The 23,638-nt window shown below is 65.9% G+C and carries 20 protein-coding genes; 8 read left to right on the plus strand and 12 right to left on the minus strand.

Annotated features, from left to right (window positions below):
• Positions 1-159 precede the first annotated feature (159 nt).
• From ACXJJ9_RS03430 to ACXJJ9_RS03445, 4 genes are all read left to right on the plus strand, one after another.
• A complete protein-coding gene (locus ACXJJ9_RS03430) occupies positions 160-2,460 on the plus strand; it encodes a TonB-dependent receptor (protein ID WP_457095826.1) in 2,301 nt (766 codons plus the stop codon).
• A 117-nt stretch (positions 2,461-2,577) separates the two neighbouring features.
• Positions 2,578-3,060 carry a glutathione peroxidase gene (locus ACXJJ9_RS03435; protein WP_457095827.1) on the plus strand — a complete coding sequence of 161 codons (483 nt, stop codon included), beginning with the start codon at positions 2,578-2,580 and terminating at the stop codon, positions 3,058-3,060.
• Positions 3,061-3,347: 287 nt separating this feature from the next.
• Complete coding sequence (locus ACXJJ9_RS03440; protein ID WP_457095828.1) at positions 3,348-6,236, plus strand: EAL domain-containing protein; 2,889 nt, start codon at positions 3,348-3,350, stop codon at positions 6,234-6,236.
• Between the two features lie 131 nt (positions 6,237-6,367).
• Positions 6,368-7,288 carry an alpha/beta hydrolase gene (locus ACXJJ9_RS03445; RefSeq protein WP_457095829.1) on the plus strand — a complete coding sequence of 307 codons (921 nt, stop codon included), beginning with the start codon at positions 6,368-6,370 and terminating at the stop codon, positions 7,286-7,288.
• A 79-nt stretch (positions 7,289-7,367) separates the two neighbouring features.
• On the opposite strand, the gene ACXJJ9_RS03450 is transcribed toward ACXJJ9_RS03445, so the two are convergent.
• Positions 7,368-8,558: an acyltransferase family protein gene (locus ACXJJ9_RS03450; protein ID WP_457095830.1), complete on the minus strand. Its 1,191-nt coding sequence runs from the start codon at positions 8,556-8,558 to the stop codon at positions 7,368-7,370.
• A gap of 155 nt (positions 8,559-8,713) precedes the next feature.
• On the opposite strand from ACXJJ9_RS03450, the gene ACXJJ9_RS03455 reads away from it, so the two are divergent.
• Positions 8,714-9,619: a LytTR family DNA-binding domain-containing protein gene (locus tag ACXJJ9_RS03455; protein ID WP_457095831.1), complete on the plus strand. Its 906-nt coding sequence runs from the start codon at positions 8,714-8,716 to the stop codon at positions 9,617-9,619.
• A 70-nt stretch (positions 9,620-9,689) separates the two neighbouring features.
• The gene (locus ACXJJ9_RS03460) at positions 9,690-10,064 is read left to right on the plus strand and encodes a hypothetical protein (protein WP_457095832.1); all 375 of its coding nucleotides are present in this window, start codon (positions 9,690-9,692) and stop codon (positions 10,062-10,064) included.
• 6 nt (positions 10,065-10,070) lie between these two features.
• Here ACXJJ9_RS03460 and ACXJJ9_RS03465 read toward each other — a convergent pair whose 3' ends face one another.
• The 8 genes from ACXJJ9_RS03465 to ACXJJ9_RS03500 all read right to left on the minus strand — a co-directional run bounded on the left by ACXJJ9_RS03465 (position 10,071) and on the right by ACXJJ9_RS03500 (position 18,381).
• Positions 10,071-10,889: a ferredoxin--NADP reductase gene (locus ACXJJ9_RS03465; RefSeq protein ID WP_457095833.1), complete on the minus strand. Its 819-nt coding sequence runs from the start codon at positions 10,887-10,889 to the stop codon at positions 10,071-10,073.
• Positions 10,890-10,990: 101 nt separating this feature from the next.
• Positions 10,991-12,661 carry an ABC1 kinase family protein gene (locus ACXJJ9_RS03470; RefSeq protein ID WP_457095834.1) on the minus strand — a complete coding sequence of 557 codons (1,671 nt, stop codon included), beginning with the start codon at positions 12,659-12,661 and terminating at the stop codon, positions 10,991-10,993.
• A 55-nt stretch (positions 12,662-12,716) separates the two neighbouring features.
• The gene (locus ACXJJ9_RS03475; RefSeq protein WP_457095835.1) at positions 12,717-13,904 is read right to left on the minus strand and encodes a PQQ-dependent sugar dehydrogenase; all 1,188 of its coding nucleotides are present in this window, start codon (positions 13,902-13,904) and stop codon (positions 12,717-12,719) included.
• A gap of 31 nt (positions 13,905-13,935) precedes the next feature.
• A complete protein-coding gene (locus ACXJJ9_RS03480; protein WP_457095836.1) occupies positions 13,936-15,822 on the minus strand; it encodes an ABC transporter ATP-binding protein in 1,887 nt (628 codons plus the stop codon).
• Positions 15,823-15,873: 51 nt separating this feature from the next.
• Positions 15,874-16,398 (minus strand): hypothetical protein, encoded by a 525-nt coding sequence (locus ACXJJ9_RS03485; protein WP_457095837.1) that lies wholly within the window; start codon positions 16,396-16,398, stop codon positions 15,874-15,876.
• A 55-nt stretch (positions 16,399-16,453) separates the two neighbouring features.
• On the minus strand, positions 16,454-16,906 hold the full coding sequence (locus tag ACXJJ9_RS03490) for a carboxymuconolactone decarboxylase family protein (protein WP_457095838.1): 453 nt from the start codon (positions 16,904-16,906) through the stop codon (positions 16,454-16,456).
• A gap of 65 nt (positions 16,907-16,971) precedes the next feature.
• Complete coding sequence (locus tag ACXJJ9_RS03495; RefSeq protein WP_457095839.1) at positions 16,972-17,343, minus strand: VOC family protein; 372 nt, start codon at positions 17,341-17,343, stop codon at positions 16,972-16,974.
• 210 nt (positions 17,344-17,553) lie between these two features.
• Positions 17,554-18,381: a hypothetical protein gene (locus tag ACXJJ9_RS03500; protein WP_457095840.1), complete on the minus strand. Its 828-nt coding sequence runs from the start codon at positions 18,379-18,381 to the stop codon at positions 17,554-17,556.
• A gap of 176 nt (positions 18,382-18,557) precedes the next feature.
• Here ACXJJ9_RS03500 and ACXJJ9_RS03505 point away from each other — a divergent pair, with 176 nt between their 5' ends.
• Positions 18,558-20,090, plus strand: coding sequence for a fumarate hydratase (locus ACXJJ9_RS03505; RefSeq protein WP_457095841.1), 1,533 nt, complete (start codon positions 18,558-18,560; stop codon positions 20,088-20,090).
• Between the two features lie 30 nt (positions 20,091-20,120).
• Here ACXJJ9_RS03505 and ACXJJ9_RS03510 read toward each other — a convergent pair whose 3' ends face one another.
• From ACXJJ9_RS03510 to ACXJJ9_RS03520, 3 genes are all read right to left on the minus strand, one after another.
• The gene (locus tag ACXJJ9_RS03510) at positions 20,121-21,386 is read right to left on the minus strand and encodes a phospholipase D-like domain-containing protein (protein ID WP_457096150.1); all 1,266 of its coding nucleotides are present in this window, start codon (positions 21,384-21,386) and stop codon (positions 20,121-20,123) included.
• A gap of 90 nt (positions 21,387-21,476) precedes the next feature.
• Positions 21,477-22,655, minus strand: a complete 1,179-nt coding sequence (locus tag ACXJJ9_RS03515) for a phospholipase A (RefSeq protein ID WP_457095842.1) — start codon at positions 22,653-22,655, stop codon at positions 21,477-21,479.
• Entirely contained in the window at positions 22,652-23,152 is a 501-nt protein-coding gene (locus ACXJJ9_RS03520; RefSeq protein WP_457095843.1) for a DUF456 domain-containing protein, read from the minus strand. The genes ACXJJ9_RS03515 and ACXJJ9_RS03520 overlap by 4 nt, the downstream gene beginning before the upstream one ends.
• A gap of 240 nt (positions 23,153-23,392) precedes the next feature.
• On the opposite strand from ACXJJ9_RS03520, the gene ACXJJ9_RS03525 reads away from it, so the two are divergent.
• Positions 23,393-23,602, plus strand: coding sequence for a cold-shock protein (locus ACXJJ9_RS03525; RefSeq protein WP_310051957.1), 210 nt, complete (start codon positions 23,393-23,395; stop codon positions 23,600-23,602).
• Positions 23,603-23,638 lie beyond the last annotated feature (36 nt).

Below are 23,638 nucleotides of genomic sequence, written 5' to 3' on the forward strand. Positions count from 1 at the left end.
CTGTTGTAACATTTGCCCACCAATCGACGCGTCGTGGCGGGCTTGCCCGCGCCGGTCATCAGGGGATGACCGCTGTCCCAAGCGCCAGATCGTGCAAAAAACCCGACCTGGCTTTTTCCGACCCCGGCGGCCCCGTGCCGTCCTGCCGCGAGATCGACCATGCCTACGAAGCTTCACGCTCGTCCGCTGTCCCGCCACGCCCTGGCTGCCGCCATCGCCCTGCTGCTGCCGGCGCAGGCCGCATTCGCCCAGGACGCCACCACCCCGGCGCAGAAATCCGCCACCACCCTCGATGCCATACAGGTCACCGCCCAGCGCAGGGTCGAGAACATCCAGGACGTCCCGGTCTCGGTCAGCACCGTGAGTGGCGAGAAGCTGGACGCACTGGTCTCGGGCGGCACCGACGTGCGCTTCCTGTCCGGCCGCGTGCCCAGCCTCAACATCGAGTCCTCGTTCGGCCGCGCCTTCCCGCGCTTCTACATCCGCGGTTACGGCAACACCGACTTCCGCCTCAACACTTCGCAGCCTGTTTCGCTGGTCTATGACGACGTCGTCCAGGAGAACCCGATCCTCAAGGGCTTCCCCGTGTTCGACGTGGACCAGGTCGAAGTGCTGCGCGGCCCGCAGGGTTCGCTGTTCGGCCGCAACAGCCCGGCCGGCGTGGTGAAGTTCGATTCGACCCGCCCCTCGCAGGACTTCGGCGGCTACGGCAAGGTCGGTATCGGCAGCGACAACATGTGGAACCTCGAAGGCGCCATCGGCGGCGGCCTGACCGACCAGTGGTCGGGGCGCGCGTCGGTGCTGTTCCAGCGCCGCGATGACTGGGTGGACAACACCTTCCCGGGCCCGAACGACAGTTTCGAGGGCTACGACGAATCCGCCGCCCGCGTGCAAGCCCTGTACGAGGGCGAGAGCTTCGAAGCATTGCTCAACGCGCACGCGCGCCACCTCAACGGCACGGCGCGCCTGTTCCGCGCCAACATCATCAAGCCGGGCACCAACGACCTGGTCGATGGTTTCGACGAAGACAAGGTCTCCTTGGACGGCTTCAACCACTCCGAGCTCGACAGTTCCGGCGCCAATGCCCGCCTGAGCTGGAAGCTGGGTGGCGGCTACACGCTCTACTCGATCACCGGCTACGAGACGCTGGATACCTACAGCCGCGGCGACATCGACGGCGGCTTCGGCGCGGCGTTCCTGGGTCCAGGCAACTCCGGCCCAGGCTTCATCCCGTTCGCCTCGGAAACCGCCGACGGCATCCCCGACCACTCGCAGTGGACGCAGGAGTTCCGCATCGAGTCCGAGACCGGTACCGCCTGGAACTGGCAGGCAGGCCTGTTCTACTTCAACGAAGACTACGACGTCGAAAGCTTCAGCTACGACTCGCTCAACGGCGGCGCGCAGGACGGCTACGAGCGCATCAACCAGACCAACGATTCGTGGGCCGTGTTCGGCGCCGCGACCTGGCAGGCCACCGACAAGCTCGAACTGCGCGCAGGCATGCGCTACACCTGGGACAAGAAGGACCTGAAGGTCGAGGAGTACTTCCAAAACGGCTTCGCCCCGTGCGTGCTGGCCGGCAAGTGCACCATCGATCAGCTCGCCGCGCAGGAGCCGGACGGCGACTTGTCGGCGCATCCCGACGATCAGCGGTTCAGCTGGGATGTGTCGGCCACCTATGAGATCAACGACGACGTCAACGTTTACGGTCGCGTCGCCACCGGCTACCGCGGCAGCAGCATCCAGGCCGCCGGCGCCTTCAACGCCAAGTCGGTCGCCGAGCCGGAAACGTCGACCTCGTTCGAGGCGGGCGTCAAGGCTGATTTCTGGGACAAGCGCGCGCGCCTCAACGCCGACGTCTTCTACTACGAGGTCAAGGACCAGCAGCTCACCGCCGTGGGCGGTTCGTCCAATGCCAACATCCTGCTCAACGCGGACAAGACCGTTGGCCAGGGCTTCGAGATGGACTTCCAGGCCTATCTCACCGATACCCTGCTGTTCACGCTCGGCAGCAGCTACAACGACACCGAGATCAAGGACAACGACCTGGCGGTCTCGGTGTGCGCCGCCTGCACCGTCACCGATCCGCTCGACGCCAACGGCAAGGCCCTGATCGACGGCAATTCGCTGCCGCAGGCACCGGAGTGGTCGCACAACCTCACCCTGCGCTGGGGCCTGCCGATGGACAACGGCGGCGAGTTCTATGTCTTCACCGACTGGACCTACCGCAGCGAAGTGAATTTCTTCCTGTACGACTCTGTCGAATTCACCGGCAAGTCGCTGGTCGAAGGCGGCCTGCGCCTGGGCTACACCTGGGACAGCGGCAGGTATGACGTCGCCGTGTACGGACGCAACATCACCGACGAGGTCCAGGTCGTCGGCGGCATCGACTTCAACAACCTGACCGGCTTCGTCAATGAGCCGCGTGTCGTCGGCGCGGAATTCAAAGCCACTTTCTGACCGACGCACACGATGCAACGAAGAACGCCGGGGCCCAACCCCGGCGTTTTTCGTTGGGGGTCATCGCCTGGCGCCCTGGCGCGCTATGCTCGCGCCAACGCATCCAGGGACGCCGCCATGACCACCGCCTACGACTTCTCAGCCACCGATATCGACGGCCAGCCCAAGGCGCTTGCGGATTACCGCGGCAAGGCGCTGCTGATCGTCAACGTCGCCTCGCAGTGCGGTTTCACGCCGCAGTACACCGGCCTGGAGCAGCTGTGGCGTGACTACGGTCCCAAGGGGCTGGTGATCCTGGGTTTCCCGTGCGACCAGTTCGGCCATCAGGAGCCGGGCGACGAGGCCGAGATCAGGAATTTCTGCTCCCTCAACTACGACGTCACCTTCCCCCTGTTCTCAAAGATCGACGTGAACGGCGATGCTGCGCATCCGCTGTGGAAATGGCTGAAGGACGAGAAGAGCGGCTTTCTCGGCATCGACGCCATCAAGTGGAACTTCAGCAAGTTCCTGATCGGCCGGGATGGCGAAGTGATCAAGCGCTACGCTCCCAACGAGGAGCCCAAGGCGATCTCCAAGGACATCGAAAAAGCCCTGGCGTGATGCCGCGCCGAACGCGCTCCTTTACTTGTCCGCTTCGACCGGAAGTCGTTGCAGAAACCTGACCGCGCCACTTCCAGCGGCGGTGCCGGAACCCTTGCCCGGGCCGCGCTCCGGCCTATTCATCTGCCTGAGCGGGCCGATTGCGGCGCCGGTCGGCCGATCACGCGCAAGACGTGCCCGGATGGCGGGCGTACACTCCGTCGCCTATGTCCACGCGCCCCCAGGATTTCGAACCGGGCGGGGAGATTGGCAGCAGGGGGGCAGGGAGAGCGCCAGCGGCCGATTTCGTGTCCGCCTTGTTCGCGGTGTCCAGCCTCGAGGAAATCGCGGCTGTGGCCGAACGCCAGGTCGAGGCGGCCTTCGGAGCCCGCAATGCCCGCCTGAACTGGGTTCCGCGGGCGGCAACTGAATCGGGTATGGCGGGAGGCTGGGCCGGGAGGCCTGAGCCGCATCACCATGTCGAGAAAGTCGAACCACGGCCGGGCTGGCGTCGGATCGTCGTGGACCTGGGTATCGAGGACGCCAACAAGCACGCGCTGCTGACGGCCGACTGGCCGGCCGCGGACGGTATTCCGGCGCTTGAATCGTCGGACTGGAACCAGTTCCGCAACGTCCTCGCAGCCCGCCTCGGCACGGCCATGGAACTGGCCGAGCAACGCCTCGCCGCGGAGCGGCTCGAGAAGACGGCGAAGTTGCAGACCGCATTGTTCGCCATCGCCGACCTGGCGAGCAGCGAACTGGAAATGCCCGAGATGCTCGCGCGCGTGCACGGCGTCGTCGGTGAGCTGATGTACGCGGAGAACTTCTTCATCACGCTCTACGATGCGGCGCGCGACAGCATGCGCTTCATCTACTTCGCCGATGAACACGATTCCATGGTGGTCGATCCCAGGGAAGAAATCCCTGCGTCCGAAATGCGCAGCAGCCTGACGCTCGCGATCATCCGGCACGCCCGTCCGGCGATGGGGCCGTCGCGCCTGTTGTTGACGGAGTTCGGACTGGACTATCCGGACTCCGACCGCTACGGCCCCGACAGTGCCGACTGGCTCGGCGTCCCGATGATCGCGAACGGCACGGTGCGGGGCGCGATCGTGGTGCAGAGCTACGACGACTCGTCGCGCTATACCGAAGAAGATCGTGCGCTCCTCGCCTTCGTCGCCCAGCACATCCTCACGGCGTTGATGCGCAAGCAGGCCCATGAGGAACTGGAACGGCGGGTGGAGGAACGCACCCGTGAGCTGACCGAGGAAGTGCGCGAACGCCAGCGTGGCGAGAAGTTGCAGGCGGCGCTCTACAGCATCGCCGACCTGGCCAGCAGCGAGCTGGACATGAGCGAGATGCTGCCACGCATCCACGACGTGGTCGGCGAACTGATGTACGCCAAGAATTTCTACATCGCGCTCTACAACGCCGAACGCGACACCCTGCAGTTCATCTATCACGCCGACGAAAAGGATCCCGGCCTGGTCCAGCCGGATGAGGAGATTCCGGCGGAAAAACTGCGCAACAGCCTGACCCTGGGACTGATCCGCCTCGGCCGCACGGCGATGGGGCCGGCGCGTGAAGTCGCCTCCATGCTGCACGTGCCCGGCGGCATCGGCCTGGGCACGCCGGCGGAGGACTTCCTCGGCGTTTCCATGATCGCGGAAGGCGAGGTGCGCGGCGCGGTCGTCGTGCAGACCTATGACCAGGCGTTGCGATACACCGAGGAAGACTGCGCGCTGCTGGGTTACGTGGCGCAGCACATCCTGACGGCGCTGGAGCGCAAGCGCGTGCAGGGGCAGCTCGAACGCCGGGTCGAGGATCGTACGCGCCAACTTGCCGCGGCCGTCAGCGAGTTGCGCGAGCAGATCGCGGTACGGGAGCGCGCCGAAGAACAACTGGTGCACGAGACCCTGCACGATTCGCTGACCGGATTGCCGAACCGGACCTTCCTGTACGGCGCGCTCGAGCGGGCCCTGTCGCGGCAGCAACGCGATCCAGACCATCGGTTCGCCGTGCTGTTCCTCGACCTCGATCGCTTCAAGGTCATCAACGACAGCGTCGGTCATCTCTCCGGCGACCTGATGCTCAAGGAGGCAGGCAAGCGCCTGGCCGACTGCGTGCGCGATTCCGATGTCGTCGCGCGCCTCGGCGGCGACGAATTCGCCCTGCTGATCGAAGACGTGCAACTGCCCGAGGATGCCTGCCATACCGCGCAGCGCGTCATACAGTCGTTGAGCGAACCGATGCATATCGACGGCAAGGAGCTGTTCACTTCGGCCAGCATCGGCATCACCCTGGGCAACGCACGCTATGGCAAGGCCGAGGAACTCCTGCGTGACGCCGACGTGGCCATGTATAGGGCCAAGGCGCACGGGCGGCACCGTTTCGAGATCTTCGACGAGCGCCTGCACCAGGAAGCACTGCAGCTGCTCGACCTGGAGGTCGACCTGCGCCGCGCGATCCTGCGCGACGAATTCGAGCCGCATTTCCAGCCCATCGTGGACCTGCGCGGCGGCCAGGTGCTCGGCTATGAAGCCCTGTTGCGCTGGCGCCGCCACGGACGCGACCTGCTGCTCCCGGGCGATTTCCTGCGCGTCGCAGAGGACAGCGGCAGCGTGGAGCAGATCGACTGGCGGATGTTCGAACGCACCTGCCGCGAGGTGGTGCCACTGGTCGGCAAGGGCGGCTACGTGACCATCAACGTGGCGCCGCGTCACTTCCGCTCGCCCGCCCTGGCGCAGGAACTGCTCGACCTGTTGGCGGCGTACGACGTTCCACCCGAGCGCCTGCGCGTGGAAGTCACCGAGGGCGCGCTGCTGGAAAACCCGGACCAGGTGTCCGCCACACTCGACACGCTTCGCAATGGCGGCGTGCTCGCGGCCCTGGATGATTTCGGCACCGGTTATTCGTCGCTGAGTTACCTGCACCGCTTCCCGCTGCATGCGCTCAAGATCGACCGTTCCTTCGTCACCGCGCTGCGCCCCGGCGATCGCGGTGGCAGTTCCGCGGTCGTGCGCGCGGTGCTGGCGCTGGCCAACACCCTGGGCATGGAAGTGATCGCTGAGGGCATCGAAACCGATTCCCAGCGCGATTGCCTGCTGGAGATCGGCTGCGAGCAGGGCCAGGGCTTCCTGTTCTCGCGTGCGCGGCCGGCACTGGAATGGACCGGGCGCGCCAACCAGGCCAGCTAGCAGGGCAGCTAGGCGTTCCGACCCGTTACCAGCAGGCCAGCGGCGCCACGCTCGGGCTCCTGCCGCACTACCGGCTTCAACCGAAGCAAGGCTCCTGCGCTACGACGAAGCCGCCGCCAAGGAAGCAGCCCATGACGGATGGGACAGGCCGCCGCGCGCCCTCATCCGGCAAGGTGTCGTCCAATCAGGAGAACCCCATGCTGGCGCGCGTACTCGCCTTCGCCTTCCTGCTCGCGTGCCTGCCCGCGGCCGCGGACGAACCCGCGCGCCCGCATACCGCCGGCCCGACCGTGCGCGTATTCGTCCCGCCACTGCGCATGCCGCAACTCGGCTACGCCCGCCGGCTGCGCGTGTACCTGCCGCCGGACTACGCGCAAGGCACGCGGCGCTATCCGGTGCTGTACATGTTCGACGGGCAGAACCTGTTCGACGACGCCACCAGCTACGCGGGCGAGTGGGGCGTCGACGAAACCATGGACAAGCTGGCGCGGGATGATGACTTCCCCGCGATCGTCGTCGGCATCGACCACGGCGGCGAACTGCGTTTCAACGAGCTGATCCCGTACCCGAACGTGCGCTTCCTGCCCAATCTCGGCAGCGCCTTCGTCGCCGATGTCGTCAACGTGGTCAAGCCCTTCATCGACGCCAACTACCGCACCCTGCCGGATCGCGAGCACACCGCGATCCTGGGCAGCTCGCTGGGTGGGCTGTCGGCGGACTACACCCTGCATCGCTACTCGCAGGTGTTCGCCAAGGCGGGCGTGTTCTCGCCGTCGTATTGGGTCTCCGACGAGCCTTTCGCGATCGCATCGCGCACGCCGCTCCCGGCCGGCTCGCGCATCTACCTGTACGCCGGCGGCCGCGAAGGCGAGGAGTCCGTGCCCATGCTGGAGAAAATGGCGACCATCCTGCGTGCGCAACCGGACAAAGTGGCGGTGACCGTGCACGTCGCACCCGAGGCCGAGCACAACGAAACGGCGTGGCGCGCCGAGTTTCCGCGCGCGGTACGGTGGCTGTTCGATCTGCCGGAGCAGGCGAGCGGGGCGCACTGACGAGCGGGGCGCACTGGATAGCGCGAAGGCCTACCCCCTCTGTTCGCATTTTTCGAACGGGTTGTTCGCATCCGGCCAGCTAGGCGTTCCGACCCGGTACCAGCAGGCCAGCTGAGCCACGCTCAGGCTCCGGCCGCACTACCGGTTTCAAACCGAAGCAAGGCCGCAGCCAGCGCACGCGGCGAATCACGAATTCGTGCAGCAGCGCGCAGCCGGCAACCGTACCGGCAAGCACGAGCAGTGGTTCCAGCACCGGGCCGAGGTGCAGGGGCAGTAACCAGTACGCGAGCAGCAGGATCAGGCTCTGGTGCAGCACGTACCAGGGATACACGGCTTCGTTCGCCCAGGGCAGCCAGCGGAACGAGCGATTCAGATACGCCTTCGCCCAACCGAGGATCGCGCACAGGGCCATCCAGATGTAGAGGTTGCGCAGGGTGCGCCCGACCACCAGGACCCATTCCGGCGAGTCGTCGGGCAGGCCGAACACCATGGCCATGTAGGCCGACACCAGCAGCAGCGCGCTGGTCAGTGCGTGCCGGCGCAGGCGCACCAGTTCGTCCCAGACGCCGTTGTCCGCGCCGAGCCACCAGCCGTACAGGAAGACGGTGAAATAGATGGCGTGGCGGTACCAGTCGTGGATCAGGTCGCCGGTTTCATCGAACAGCGGCTGCAGGGTCAGCGTCCACACCACGAGTGGCAGCGCGGGCAGGACCAGCAGCCAGGTGCCGCGCAGGCGCGCGAAGGGATTGGGCAGGCGACGCAGGATCGGGCGCAGGGCGGCGAACACCATCGTGTAGCACCACAGGTAGATCAGGTACCACAAGTGGTTCCAGGTGAAGCCGTGCTCCCAGCCGTCGAAGGCATCCTGCGGCCACTGTCGCCCGCCGAAGTAATCGGCGAGGAAGTGCAGGTAGCCGGGTTCGACTGCCCCGTGGGCGATGCCCTGCACATACGGCTGCACGGGCACCACTACCAGGCACCCGAAGGTCAGGGGAAGCAGCAGTCGCCAGCTGCGCTGGGCGATGAAGCGCCCGGGGCGCGTGTCGCGCAGCAGGAAATGCACGGACAGGCCGGAGATCAGGAAGATCAGGTCCATCCGCCAGCGGTTCACGAAGAGCATCGGGACCTGCAGCCATTCGCCGAGGTAGGTGCTCTTGAGGTGCCAGTCCCAGTCCTCGCCGCCGACGTACAACATGCACCAGTGGTAGAGGATGAGCAGGGCGAAAGCGAGGGCGCGCAGGGCATCGATGTCGTGGCGGCGCTGGTGCATGGCGGCAGTCCGTGGCTGGAATGGCCATCACCATGGGACCGCGCGGGCATCCTGGCCACGCGCAAGTGATTGATTGCACGGCCGCGGGGACGAACCGTGGACCCATGGGACGAACCGGGACCGCTTTCGCGCCGGGCTGGGCGAGAATGCGCGGCATGAATTCCCCCGTGCCGCCGCCTTCTGTTTCCAGCGCCCATTCCGCCGACACCCTGTGGGACCGCTACCAGCCCTGGCGGCGTTCGGTGGAGTGGGGCTTCTGGATCGTCAGTTACCTGGTGGGCGCGCTGGCCAACAGCGTGACCGTGCTGATGGACATCCGTCGCCTGCACCTCGCCTTCGCCAGCTGGGAACCGGCCGTGTGGGAATGGACCAGCCACCTCGTCTCCCTGGCCCTGGTCCCGGCAGTGTTGTGGTTCACCCGCCGCTTTCCGCTGCATTTCGATACCTGGCGCCGCAACCTGCCATGGATGCTGTTGGGCAGCGTGGCGTGGTCGGCGCTGCACGTGGCGGGCATGGTCGGCCTGCGCAAGCTGGTCTATGCGACGCAGGGCGGCCACTACGACTTCGGCCCGTGGTTGACCGAATTCTTCTACGAATACCTCAAGGACGTACGCCACTTCGCCGGCCTGGTCGTGCTGATCGAGCTCTACCGCCTGCTGGTGCGCCGCCTGCAAGGCGAAGCGAGCGTGCTGGCCGCGCCCGACGACACGCCGCTGGTGGAGCAGCCCGAGCGCCCCGAGCGGTTCCTGGTGCGCAAGCTGGGCAAGGAATTCCTGATCGCCGCGGCCGACGTCGAGTGGCTGCAGGCCTCCGGCAATTACGTGAACCTGCACCTGCGCGGACGCGATTACCCGCTGCGCACGACGATGGCCGCGATCGAGGCCCAGCTCGATCCCAGGCGTTTCGTGCGCGTGCACCGCAGCTACATCGTCAACCTCGACTGCGTGGGTGAGATCGAACCACTGGATACCGGCGATGCGCGGGTGGGCATGCGCGATGGCACGGCCGTCCCCTGCAGTCGGACTTATCGCGATGCGCTGCGCATCGGGACTGCGGCCTAAAGTCCCATGCCCCTGCGCATCGGGCGGGAGTAAGCTCAGGCACGCGCCGTGATCCCGGGGATCCACCTCCATGCCAGTGCCGGCACCGCTGCAGATCGAGGTGCTACCGCACCCGCTGGGCCTGCGCGTGCATGTGCGCGGCGAGGAAACCTTCGCCAATACGGTGGCCTGCTGGCGTTCCATCCATTCCCAGCTGGGCGCCGCCAAAGGGGCGGGCCTGCTGGTGGTCGACGAACTGCAAGGCGAACCGTTATCGGAAGCGCATTGGCTGGAGCTGGTCCTGATGATGGCCGACACCGGCCTGAAGCGCTTCCGCATCGCCCACGTCAAACCCAGGGGCATGCACGAAATCGAGTTCTGCGAGCTCTACGCGCGCGACGCGGGCTATGACGCCCGGGTATTCACCAGCGAGCACGCCGCCGAGCGCTGGCTGCGCAGCGGCTGAACGCCTTCACTTTTCGACGAACGCGCGCTCGAACACGTATTGCCCGGCCGTGCCGATGCGCGGCGCGGCGGTGAAACCGCGTCCATCCAGCAGCCCGCGGAAATCCGCGAGCATCTGCGGGCTGCCGCAGATCATGGCGCGGTCGTGTTCCGCGTCGAGCGGCTCGATGCCGAGCTGGTCCATCATCCTGCCGCTGGCCATGAGGTCGGTGAGGCGCCCGCGCTGGTCGTGGCCATTGAAGTCGAAGTCCTCGCGCGACACGGCCGGGTAGTACTTCAGCTTGGCGCCGATCTGCTCGCCGAGGAATTCGTGCCGCGGCAGCTCGTTGACGATGTAATCGCGGTACGCCAGGTCCTGCACGTTGCGCACGCCGTGGCAGAGGATGACCTTGTCGAACCGGTCGTAGGTTTCCGGGTCCTTTATCACCGCCAGCCATGGTGCGAACCCGGTGCCCGTGCCGAGCAGGTACAGGTTGCGCCCCGGATGCAGGTCGGAGATGAGCAGGGTGCCGGTGGGCTTGCGGCCGATCAGCACGTGGTCGCCGGGCTGGATGTCCTTCAGGCGCGAGGTCAGCGGCCCGTTGGGCACCTTGATGCTGAAGAACTCCAGTTGTTCTTCCCAGTTCGCGCTGGCGATCGAGTACGCGCGCAGCAGCGGCTTGCTGGCGCCGTCCTGCCCGTCTCCCGCAGGCACCTGCAGCCCGATCATGACGAACTGGCCGTTGTCGAAACGGAAGCCGTCGTCGCGGGTGGTGGTGAAGCTGAAGTAGGAGTCCGTCCAGTGACGGACATCCAGCACGGTCTCGGTGCCGAAAGCGGAGGACATGGAGGGGAAGTACGACGCGGGGGAGGGCATTTTAGCTGGCCCGCCGCATTACCAGAAATCGGGCGCCGCCCCTTGCGCCGGAGGAGCCCATGACGCACTCCTCAACGCGGCCCCGATTCCTCCCGCGGCCTGGCCCTGCGGTCGCGAAGCAGGGCGCTCACCACGATGCTGATCCCCAGCGCCGCCGCCACCACGAACAGCACCAGGGCCAGCGCCGGGTAGCCGAAGAGCCGGTACGCCGTCTCGATCCGCATGATCATCGCGGCCGCGATGATCAACGCCGCGACGATGAGCCCGGTGGTGATGCGGTTGGCGATCTTCTGCATGTTCTCCATCAACCGCGACTCCTCCAGCCCGGTGACGCGGATCTGGAAGCGGTTGTCGGCGAGCAGCGAGAGCATGTCCGAAAGCTTGCGCGGCGCCTCGCGCGTGAGCGTCTGCAGGTCCATCAGCTCGCTGGCCACGCGATGCGGCGCGAGCGAGCGCCGCAGGCGCTCGCCCATCACGCGGTCGAGATGGCCGTCGACCACGCGTTTCATGTCCATGCGCGGATCCAGCGCACGGCAAACCGTTTCCAGGTGCGCCAGCGTCTTGCCGAGCAGGCTGAGTTCCGACGGCGAGCGCAGTCCGCAGGCGGTGCTGATGCGCACGATGTCGAACAGCAACCGGCTCTCGCTGGCCGATGCGCTGGGGTGCGCGGCGTAACGCGCCACCAGTTGGCCGACTTCGCGCTGGTAACGGTCCTCCTCGAAAGCCTCCAGCCGTATGCCCATCCCGACCGCCTCGCGTGCGACTTCCTCGCCGCGTCCGTCGACGGCCGCGAACAGCAGGCGGAACAATCGGTCGCGCTGTCGCGGCGGCACGTGCACGACCATGCCGAGGTCGAACAGGGCGAGCCGCCCGTCTTCCATCACCAGCAGGTTGCCCGGGTGCGGATCGGCGTGGATGTCGCCGTGCACCAGCACCTGGTCGAGGTAGCCGCGCAAGAGCGCTTCGGCGAGGTCGCCGACGTCGTGTTCGGTGCGGAACAGGCCACTCAGCTCAGTGACCTTGTGTCCGGTCACCAGTTCCATCGTGAGTACGTGCCGGGTGCTGAAATCCCACAACGGCGCGGGCACGAACAGTTCCGGGTAGTCGCGGAAGTGCTGGCGGAAACGGCTGAGGTTCTCGGCCTCGGAGTGGTAATCCAGTTCGGAAACCAGCGCCTTGCGGAACTCGTGTACCCAGTCGGCAAAGTGCACGCGGCGCCCGACGCTGGTCGCCAGGTCGGCGCGGCTCGCAATGGTTGCCAGCGCATCGAGGTCGGTGTGGATCAGCCTCCTGATGCCGGGCCGCTGCACCTTGACCGCGACGTCGCGGCCATCCCGCAGCGTCGCGCGATGCACCTGCGCGAGCGAAGCGCTGCCGAGTGGCACGTCGTCGAATGTCTCGAAGAGATGGCTGGGGCGCACTCCCAGTTCGGCTTCGAGCACCGCACGGATCTGTTCGATCTGTACCGGCGCGACGTTGTCCTGGGTGCGTTCCAGCGCGGCGAGATACGCTGGCGGCACCAGGTCGGGGCGCGTCGACAGGGCCTGTCCGAACTTGATGAAGGTCGGGCCGAGCGCTACGAGGTCGGCGACGAATTCCTCCGGCTTGCCCGTGATTTCCGGCGTGTCGCCGTCATTCACGAAGTCGAGGTCGAGCCCGGTGAAGACTCCGGCGCCGCGGTATTTGAGCAGGAAGCGCAGGATCCGCGCCGTACGCGCGAGTCCGCTCGACGTATCGCTCATGGGTATCGACTCCCTGAACTGCCGACAGCCTAGCGGGCCCGATGTAAAGACAGGTTCACCTGGGCGGGTCGAGGCGCAGCAGCTTCCCGTCGTCTTCGTCGGTCAGGATATATACGGCGCCATCCGGGCCCACGCGCACGTCGCGGATGCGTGCACCCATCTCCTTGAGCAGGCGTTCCTCGCCCACCACGCGGTCGCCATCGAGCGTGAGCCGGATCAGGCTGGCGTCGGCCAATGCGCCGAGGAACAGGCTGTTGTTCCACTTCGACCGGGGTTGATTCACCAGGAATGCCATGCCCGACAGCGCCGGCGATTTCGCCCACATGTGGTAGGGCTGCTCCATGCCCGGCGCTGACGTGCCCACCGCCTCGGAAATGGGAAATCCCGAGTAGTCGATGCCGTTGGTGATGATCGGCCAGCCATAGTTCCTGCCGGCCCGCGGGAGATTGATCTCGTCGCCGCCGCGCGGCCCGTGCTCGCTTTCCCACAGCGTTCCCGTGCGCGGATCGATCGCCAGGCCCTGCATGTTGCGGTGGCCATAGCTCCAGATTTCCGGCCGCGCGTCCTTGCGCCCGACGAAGGGGTTGTCCTTTGGCACGCTGCCATCGAGATTCAGCCGCACCAGCTTGCCCTGCAGCACTCCGAGTTGTTGCGCGAGCATCCGCTGTTGGCGCTCACCCTGGCTGATGAAGACGTGGCCGCCGCTTCCGGTAGGCCTGATGTTGCCAGGCATGATGTCGAAGGCGAGGCGCGACCCGAAATGGTTGGAGCCTTCGACCTTCGGCACCTGCCGATAGATCACCTTGACGCCTTCGAGCGAACGCTCGCCCAACGTGGCAACCGCCGCCGCGGTGCCGGCGGTGTCGCCCTCGCCGGGCTCGGCATAGGTGAAATAAATACGCCGGCTGGAGGCGAAGTCGGGCGCCAGCGCGACATCGAGCAGGCCGCCCTGGCCCTGTGCGAACACGGCCGGCACGCCCGCCAGCGGCGCGGACACCGCTCCATCTGCGCCGATGCGTCGCATGCGGCCCGGACGTTCGGTCACCAGGAATCCGCCCTGCGGCAGCAGCGCCACCGACCACGGATGCACGAGACCGCTGGCAATGGTGGTGACGCGCACTTCCCCCAGCCGGCTCGATACGACCTGCGTGGAGGGCTTCGGGGCCTCGGCGGCGGCCGAAGCGTTGGGCGCCTGGCAGCCAAGCATCGGCAGGAGCAGAACGGGCAGGGCGATGCCGAGCACCCGCAGGCGCAGCTGCTTTCCCGGCAGATGGCTAGCGATAGCCCGCGGCCTGCAATTCAAAGAGCTCTGCATAACGTCCACCTTGCGCGATCAGTTCGGGATGCGTGCCGCTGGCTTCCAGCCGGCCTTCGTTGAGTACCAGGATCCGGTCCGCCATCCGCACGCTGCTGAAGCGATGCGAGATCAGTATCGCGGTGCGGTCGCTCGACAGTTCCTTGAAGCGCTGGAACACCTCGAATTCGCTGCGTGCGTCCAGCGCGGCGGTTGGTTCGTCGAGGATCATCACCTGCGCGTCGCGCATGTACGCGCGTGCGATCGCGATCTTCTGCCACTGTCCCCCGGACAGGTCCACGCCGGTCTTGAAGCGGCGGCCGATGAGCTGGTCGTAGCCGTGGGGCAGGGGTTCGATCACCTGGTCCGCCATCGCGCGCCGGGCGGCTTCGCGGATCCGCTCCCGGTCGTACATCGCATCGATCTGGCCGACGCCGATGTTTTCGCCGGCGGTGAGGTGGTAACGCACGAAGTCCTGGAAGATCACGCCGATGTTCGCGCGCAGGTCGTCGAGGTCGTAGTCGCGCAGGTCGCGGCCGTCGAGCAGGATGCGGCCCTCGTCGGGGTCGTACAGGCGCGCCAGCAGCTTGACCAGCGTGGTCTTGCCGGCGCCGTTCTCGCCAACCAGCGCCAGTACCTCGCCCGCGCGCAGCTCGAAATCCAGCGCACGCAGCGCCCAGCGTTCGGCATCGGGATAGCGGAAGCCGACGTTCTCGAACACGAAGCCCCGGCTGATCGGCTGCGGCACGGGCAGCGGATTTCGCGGCGAATGGATCTCCGCCTTGATCTCGAAGAACGAGAACAGGTCGTCGAGGTAAAGCGCCTGTCCCGCGACTTGTGAAAACCCCACCAGCAGGCCTTCCAGCAACTGCCGCAGGCGGCGGAAGCTGCCCGCCAGGAAAGTGAGGTCGCCGATGCTGAAATCCCCCTTCACCGTGCGCCATGCGATGTAGGCATACGCGGCGTAGTAGCCCAGCGTGCCCAGCGCCGCCAGCAGAGTGCCCCAGAACGCGCGCCGCCGCGCGAGCTTGCGGTTGGCGACGAAGAACTTGTCGGACAGCTCACGGAAGCGGGTGATGAAGAAGCGATTGAGGTTGAAGATCTTCACCTCCTTCGCCGTCTCCACGCTCGCGCCCATCTGGCGGATGTATTCCAGCTGGCGCCGCTCCGGGGTCCACGCGAAGTTCAGCGAGTAACCCAGTGCATTGAAGTGCGCCTCGCCGACGAACGCGGGCACCAGTGCCACCGCCAGCAGCACGATCAGCCATGGCGCGTACACCAGCAGGCCGGCGGCGAAGGTGACCACGGTGATCATGTCCTGCACCTGGCCGAACAGCTGGCTCATCAGGTTCATGCGCCCCATGGTCTGGCGGCGCGCGCGATCGAGCTTGTCCTGCAGGTCGGGATCCTCGAAGTCCTCGAGGTCCAGCGTCGCCGCGTGTTCCATCAGGCGCACGCTGGTGGCGTTGGTGAACAGCTCCGACAGCAGGGCGTCGCCGTAACTGATCATCCGCCCCAGCAGGTCGGAGGCGATCGCAAGGGCGAACTCCACGACCAGCAACCACAGCAGGTGATCCAGTTGCCCGCCGTGCCATGCGGCAGCGAACGATTCGAACGAGGCTCCCGCGGCCACCAGGCGCACCGCTTCATCGATGATCAGCTTGCCGACGTACAGCGTGGCGATGGGCAGGAAAGCGCGGACCACGCGCAGTCCGAGCGTTGCCAGCGTCAGCCCCGGACTGGTCGCCCAGATCAGCCTGAGGAACGGTGGCAGGTTGCGCAGCGCGTTGAAGCGGTCGCGCAGGCTGGGCTGCCCGGGACGGGGAGGGCCCGTGCCCGTTGGAATCGAATCAGGTGAGGCTGCCATTGCCTGATTGTGCCCGCGCGTTGCGGCGAACGGGTGAACGCAAATCGAGCCTCAACGCGGGGCTTGGCGCTCGATCTGCTCGAGCCTCGGCAGCGTGCGGCCCTCAAGCGGGGATAGCGCGACCGACAGGCGCCAGAAGAACAGGCCTACCAGGCAGAGCAGCAACACTGTCCAGGCCAGCCGGCGCCGGCTCCATCGCCTGGGCGGAGGCATGTAGGCGGCGAGAGCGAGCAGCGCGGCGATGACGGTGATCGCATCGAAGCTGCCGCGTTGCCAATAGCTGCCGCCCATGTGCAACCACATGCCGAACTCGTCGAAAGTGAGGGCCAATCCCACGCCGTAGGTCACCGCGAGGACATCGCGCCATTTCCCGTCGGGAGGGGAAAACAGCAGCACCGCACCCACGATGGAGAGCAGGAAGATGCCGAAATTCAGGTGGTGTACGTGGGTGCCGCCGACGTGGATGTAAAGGTCCGGGATGTCGCGGGTCATGATGAGGAACACGACGATCCGCGCGCACACGAACGTCACCACGAAACTGGTGAGGACGATCCGCTGGAGGCGACGGGTACGCATGGCTTCGAGCGGAGCCTCAACCACGCAAGACGGTCGCGTCCTCTTGCGCCGGCAATTACGGCGCGACCGGATACCGACTGGAAATCGCGATCCGATTCCAGGCATTGATCACGACGGCAAGCCACTCGACAGCCGCGATCTCTTCGCTTGAAAGACTGGCGGCGGCGAGTTCGTACGTGGAATCGGGCACCTGTCCGTCCGCTATGAAAGTGATTGCTTCCGTCAGTTCCAGCGCCGCGCATTCCCTGGCGTCGAAATAGGCACTTTCCCGCCATGCGGGAAGGACGCTGATCCGGTCGGTGGATTCGCCGTTGGCCAAGGCATCGCGGGTATGCATCCGGACGCAGTAGGCGCATTGATTGAGCTGCGAAGCGCGGAGACGCAAAAGATGGGCGAATCCATCCGCCAGCCCCGCCGAGGCGATGGATTTCGCAGCCAGCTTTTCGAGTCCGGCGACGGCCTGGTACAACTCGGGGGCCGCCTTCCCGAGATTCACTCTTGTTGACATGGGGAGTCCTCCCGTTCGCAACTGCGGCCGCAGCCGCTGGGAATCACGCCGGATTGGGATGGTGTTCACTGCATGGAATGCAGGCCAATCAGATTGCCTTCGGTATCGGTTACCAGGGCGATGAAGCCGTACTGGCCGATGGAGAATTTGTCCTTGAATATCCTGCCACCACTTGCCGACGCGCGCTTCGCTTCCACCGAGCAGTCCGTGCAGGTGAAGTAGACGATGGTGTTGTTGCCGCCGGATGGATAGCCCTCCATCTTCACCAGCGAACCCGCGGCGCCCGGCTGCCCGGAATGCATCGGGAAGGCCCACATCTCGATGCCCGGGGAATCGAGTCGTTCCAGGCGGGCGGTGAAGACGGCTTCATAGAAGGCCTTCGCCCTAGCCATGTCCTGCACATAGATTTCGAACCAGCCGACGGGATTGCTTGCCATGGCACGCGCCTCGCCTGAGTGGGCGTTCTTTGTAATCGGGACTGCGCTTGTGCGAGGTGATGGTTTCGTCCGGATGCCCGGGGCTCAACGCGGGCAGCACCTGGCGCGGAGCGCCATCAGCGTGCTCGCGCTCGTACGCCGTCGTTGCGACGGAGTACCGGGAAAGCGGCAAGGGCCGCCGTTGCCTGCCAACGGCGGACCGATTGGACGTCAGAAGCGGTAGACGTAGCCCAGGCGCAGGCCGCTGTCCTTGAAGTCGACATTGCCGTCGAAGTCCGACTTGGTGGCATCGACTTTGATCTTGCTGATGGTGTAGTCCAGCAGGAAGCCCGAGCGCTCCCACGGGAACCATTCGATGCCGAGGCGCCCGAACCAGACGCTGCCGTCGACATCGTTCACGTTCATGGAGAAATAGCCGGCATCGGCCGACATGCGCCAGTCGTCGTGGAACGCCCAGCGCCAGCTGCCACCGATCGTGGGCGCCGGCAGGTCGGCGGACACGTCGTTGCTGATGGACCCGCCGACCTGGTTGCCATTGGCGTCGACTTCCAGCGCCAGGCCCAGTTTCATCCGGTACCAGACCAGGCCGAAACGCGGGCCCAGGGCCCAGCGCTCGTTCGAAGCGGCCCACCACACGTAATAGGCCTCGTAGGCGTCGATGTCGGATTCGGCGCGAACCGTGCTCTGGGCCTGGTAGAGGGTGCCGTCGAACTCGATATCCCGCTGGGTCACGCGGGTCTTGTCGGCGCTCTGGGTGTAGTAGCCCAGGCCGAACTCGTGGTGCTCCCACGGGCGCCAGGTCAGGCCGATGTTGGCGATGATGTTGTCCTTGTCCAGACCGAGGTCGCGGTGCAGGTCGACGGGGGTGCCGCGCTCGGTCTCGCCGTCGGCCCGTATCGAAGTGTCGAATGTGCTGACGTAGCCGCTGAGGCGGACGCTGAACGTGTCGAGCGGTTCCACCGCAAACGCCTGCGCGGGGATCGCGAGCGCCAGGGCGGCGGTGGCCATGCAGGCGAGGGGGCGTGCCGGGAAAGACATTGGGCATCTCCAGGAGGACGTGGGGCAAGGGCATTCAGGAATCCCGGACTGGCTCCTTGCCTGCTCGGGAGAACGGTTTCCTAACCCCCGGGCGGCCAACGGGGTCGGGGTGGGTACAATTGCGTCCCCCTGCAGCCAACCCCTCATCCGCCGTGAGCCGTAACTCCGCTTCGTCCGTGTCCGTTTCCACCCCCGTCGCGATCCGGCAGGAGGACCTGATCCAGTCGATCGCCGACGCCCTGCAGTACATCTCGTACTACCACCCGGTCGACTACATCCGGAACCTCGCCGCCGCCTATGAACGCGAGGAATCGCCGGCGGCCAAGGACGCGATCGCCCAGATCCTGATCAACTCGCGCATGTGCGCCGAGGGCCACCGCCCGATCTGCCAGGACACCGGCATCGTCACCGTGTTCCTCGAGATCGGCATGAACGTGCGCTGGGACGACGCCACGATGGGCGTCGAGGACATGGTCCACGAAGGCGTGCGCCGCGCCTACAACCATCCGGACAACAAGCTGCGCGCGTCGGTGCTGGCCGATCCCGCCGGCAAGCGCACCAATACCAAGGACAACACGCCGGGCGTCGTGAACGTGAAGGTCGTGCCGGGCAACACGGTCGAAGTGATCGTCGCGGCCAAGGGCGGCGGCTCGGAAGCGAAGTCGAAGTTCGCCATGCTCAATCCGTCCGACTCGATCGTCGACTGGGTGCTCAAGACCGTGCCGACCATGGGCGCCGGCTGGTGCCCGCCGGGCATGCTCGGCATCGGCATCGGCGGCACCGCCGAGAAGGCGATGCTGCTGGCCAAGGAAGCGCTGATGGAGCCGATCGACATCACCGACCTGCAGCAGCGCGGTGCGTCGAATCGCGCCGAAGAGCTGCGGCTGGAGCTGTACGAAAAGGTCAATGCGCTCGGCATCGGTGCCCAGGGCCTGGGCGGCCTGACCACGGTGCTCGACATCAAGGTCAAGGATTACCCGACGCATGCGGCGAACCTGCCGGTCGCGCTGATCCCGAACTGCGCCGCCACGCGCCACGCGCACTTCACCCTCGACGGCAGCGGCCCGGTGATGCTGGATCCGCCATCGCTCGCCGATTGGCCGGAACTCACCTACGACGCGTCGAAGGGCCGTCGCGTCGACCTCGATACGCTGACCAAAGAAGACGTCGCCTCGTGGAAGCCGGGCGAAGTGCTGCTGCTCAACGGCAAGCTGCTCACCGGCCGCGACGCCGCGCACAAGCGCATGGTCGACATGCTCAACAAGGGCGAGCCGCTGCCGGTCGACCTCAAGGGCCGCTTCATCTACTACGTCGGTCCGGTCGATCCGGTGCGCGACGAAGTCGTCGGCCCCGCCGGTCCCACCACCGCCACGCGCATGGACAAGTTCACCGAACAGGTGCTGGCGCAGACGGGACTGATGGGCATGGTCGGCAAGGCCGAGCGCGGCCCGGCCGCGATCGAGGCGATCAAGAAGCATCAGTCGGCCTACCTGATGGCCGTGGGTGGCGCCGCGTACCTGGTGTCGAAGGCGATCAAGGCGGCCAGGGTCGTCGGCTTCGCAGACCTGGGCATGGAGGCGATCTACGAATTCGAAGTGCAGGACATGCCCGTGACCGTGGCCGTGGATTCGCAGGGTACGTCGGTGCATGAGACCGGCCCGCGCGAATGGCAGGCGAAGATCGGCAAGATTCCGGTGGTCGTCGCCTGAGCTGCCGACAGAGTGCCGGGATGCCCGGCACTACAACTGCGACTTGAGCGGCAGGATGAACTTCTCGAAGAGTTTTTCCTTGAGCGGCCGCTTCTGCCAGGCCTGGTAGGTGTAGCGCCGCGTCGGCTTCAGGTCGCTCTCGAACACTTCGGTCATCCGCGCCGCGAAGGCGCGGTCGTAGACATTGAGGCTGGCTTCGTCGTTCAGCCGGAACGAGCGCAGGTCGAAGTTGGTGGAGCCCACCGACACCAGTTCGCCGTCCACGATCAGCATCTTGTTGTGGAACATCGTCGGCTCGTATTCCCAGATCCCGATGCCGGCCAGCAACAGCGGTCCCCAGCCTTCCTTCGACGCGACGCGGGCAGCATCGGAGTCGGTGTTCTTCCCCGGCACCAGCACGCGGATGCGCACGCCGCGGTGGCGTGCGGCGATCAGCGCCTTGCTGATGAGTTCGTCCGGGATGAAATAGGCGGCTTCAAGGTCGATCGTGTGCTCAGCCGCCGCGATCGCCATCAGGTACATCAGGTGCATGCTCTCGCTGCCGCCCGCCGGCGAACTGATGAACATGTGCGCATCCACTCCGTCGGCCGCTTGCAAGGGCGGGAAGTAGTCGGCGCCGTTGAGCACCTGGCCGGTGGTCTTGATCCAGTTGTCGTTGAAGGCGGACTGGAACTGCGCGACCACCGGTCCTTCGATGCGGAAGTGCACGTCGCGCCAGTGATCTGCATCCTGGGCATTGCCCTGCCAAGGGTCGCCGATGCCGACGCCGCCGGTGAAGCCCACGCGGCCGTCGACCACCAGCAGCTTGCGATGCGTGCGGTTGTTGATGCGCCCCAGGTTGTACCAGTGCAGCGGGCGGTAGCGTTCGACGTGCACGCCCGCGTCCTGCATCTGCTGCAGCTGTTTCTCGTCCATGGTGATGCTGCCGGCCCAGTCGATGGTGACGTTCACCGCCACGCCGGCGCGTGCACGTTCGGACAGCGCATCGGCGAAGTCCTTGCCGATGTGACCCTCCCAGTAGATGTAGGTCTCGAACGTGATCGTCTTCTGCGCGCCGCGGATCGCGGCCAGCATCGCGGGGAAGATCTCGTCGCCGTTTTCCAGGTCGGTGACGCGGTTGCCTGGCAGGATCGCCGGGCCAAGCAACACGCCCATCTCGCGCCGGAACTGCGGGTCGGAGACGGCGTAGCGGTGTTCGATCTTGCGCTCGAGCTTCTTCTCGGGGACCACGAAGTTGAGCGACAACACGACCACCAACAAGGTCGCCAAGGCTGTGATTGCGATCGTCCAGAGCATGCGCTTGCGGGTCCAGGGCATTCGCGCACTCTGGAGAGCCGTTCCGCAATGCGGTGTGAAACCCGGGCGCCGCGGCGCACGGGCCCCGGCTCAGAACCACTCCAGCAGCGAAATGCCCAGGCCGAGAGACCAGGCCCTGTGGTCGTAGTCGATCAGGCTTTCGCCATAGCCATCGAACACCTGCACATGGCCGCGCAGGGTGCGGTTGATCGGGAAGCCCCAGTCGAATTGCGCCGCACCGCGTGCGTTGTCGCCGGTGCGCAGGGAGTGGCGCGCCATCAGCGCGAATTCGTGGTCGTTCCAGCGATGTACCAGGGTGACGTCGCCGCGGCCGATGTAGTCCTCGATGCCGGGGTTCTCGTCGGCGTTGCGACCGTCGGGGATGCGCCACCACGGACGCACCATCACCGCCCAGTTGTCGCGATCCAGGCCGACGTTGGCCACGATTCGGTTCCAACTGCGCGAGATCGGGTCGGCGCGGCCATTCGACTGGTGGTTCACGCCAAAACCGAGCAGGCGCCCGTGCCAGCCGCCGAGCGACCAGCTGTTGCGGAACACCAGCATCACCTCGGGTTCGTAGTCGGTTTCGCGGAACGGGCGCGATTCGTCGGCGTTGTAGACCTGCCAACGCGAGCTCTGGGTGTACGCCGCCCACAGGTCGCCGTTGTCCCCGAACAGGTTCTCCACGACCTTGGTCTTGAAGCTGAGCTGGAACTTGGCTTCGACCGGATCCAGCGATTGCCGTTGCGGCGGCACCCTGGTCGGGTTGGAGGAACTGGGTAACTCGTTGGTGTCGCTGGTCCAGAACGCGGGCAACAGGTAGACCGGCTTGTAGGCGCGGAAGTTGAAGACGCCCAGCTTCGAGTCCTTGGCCAGCTCCCAGCGGGTGTCGAGCAGCGAGCCCTTGCCGGCGTTCGCGATGCGTTCCTCGAAGACGGAGTCGTGCTCCTTGCGGAACAGGTCGCTGACCACGCGGCGCGTGCGTTCCTTCGCCGGCAGGTTTTCGCGTTCGAGGCGTTCGTACTGCTCGATGACCTGCCGGGTCGCCTTGGCATCGACGGCGGCCTGGTCGGCCGCGCTGGTGTCGGACGCGTGGCGTTTCATCGCGGCGTCATAGCAGGCCAGGCGGTCGGGATCGGCCGCGATGGCGACGCAGGCTTCCGGATTGGGTGTCGGCGGTTGTGCCTGCTGGGCCAGTGCGGGAAACGTGGAGCAGAGCAGGAACAGGGCGGTGGCTTTGACGGGGGCACCCGGCTGCCCAAAGCTCATACGAACCACGCGATGGCGAACAGTCCGACCATCACGAAGGCCAGGCCCAGCTTGAGCACCGTGCCAATGACTATTCCCAGCCATGTCCCCAGGCCTACCCTGGTCGCCTGGCCGAGTTCGCGGCCGCCCACGCCGCGCAGCCAGACCAGCTCACCCAGCAGGGCCCCGACGAAGGGGCCAATGAAGACGCCCACGACTCCGAACAGCAAGCCGGCGAAGGTACCCAGGACCGCACCGACCAGGGCCGGCCTGCTGGCGCCGACCCGCTTGGCGCCAAGGGCCGTGGCCATGAAGTCGATGCCCAGCGAGAACAGTGTCAGCACCGCCAGTATCGCCATCGTCCAGCCACCCACCTGCTCGAACCCGCCTGCCCAGGCGGCGAGCAGCATTCCGGCGAAGACCAGGGGCAGGCCGGGCAGGGCAGGAAGCACGGTGCCAGCGATTCCCACCAGCATCATCACTACCGCAAGCACGTAATAAATAGTCTGAAATTCCATCCCGCCTGTCCCCGATATCTGGTCGTTTTCTGGGTGCTTGCCGGTCCGCGCCCGCCGTTGCATTTTCACCGATCCCGGGGTACGGTGCGGGCGCTGTGTTTGCCAGGGTCACCGTGAACCGTGGCCCGATGCGGTTGATCCATCGATCCGCTACATCGTTGCACCTCGCTTCCTCCTTGCGAACCAGCACACGACGCAAGTCGTGTCACAACCAGCAAACGTTCCAGGGAGCAAGTAAAAATGTCGAACCGTGAAACCGGTACCGTCAAGTGGTTCAACGATGCCAAGGGCTTTGGCTTCATCAGCCGTGAAAACGGCGAAGATGTGTTCGTGCACTTCCGCGCGATCCAGTCCCAGGGCTTCAAGAGCCTGAAGGAAGGCCAAAAGGTCACGTTCACCGTCGTCCAGGGCCAGAAGGGCCTGCAGGCTGACGCTGTCGAACCGATGTAATTGTCCCGGCGCGGTCTGACCGCGTAACAGGATTTT

The organism is Lysobacter sp. P5_B9 (assembly GCF_054049835.1).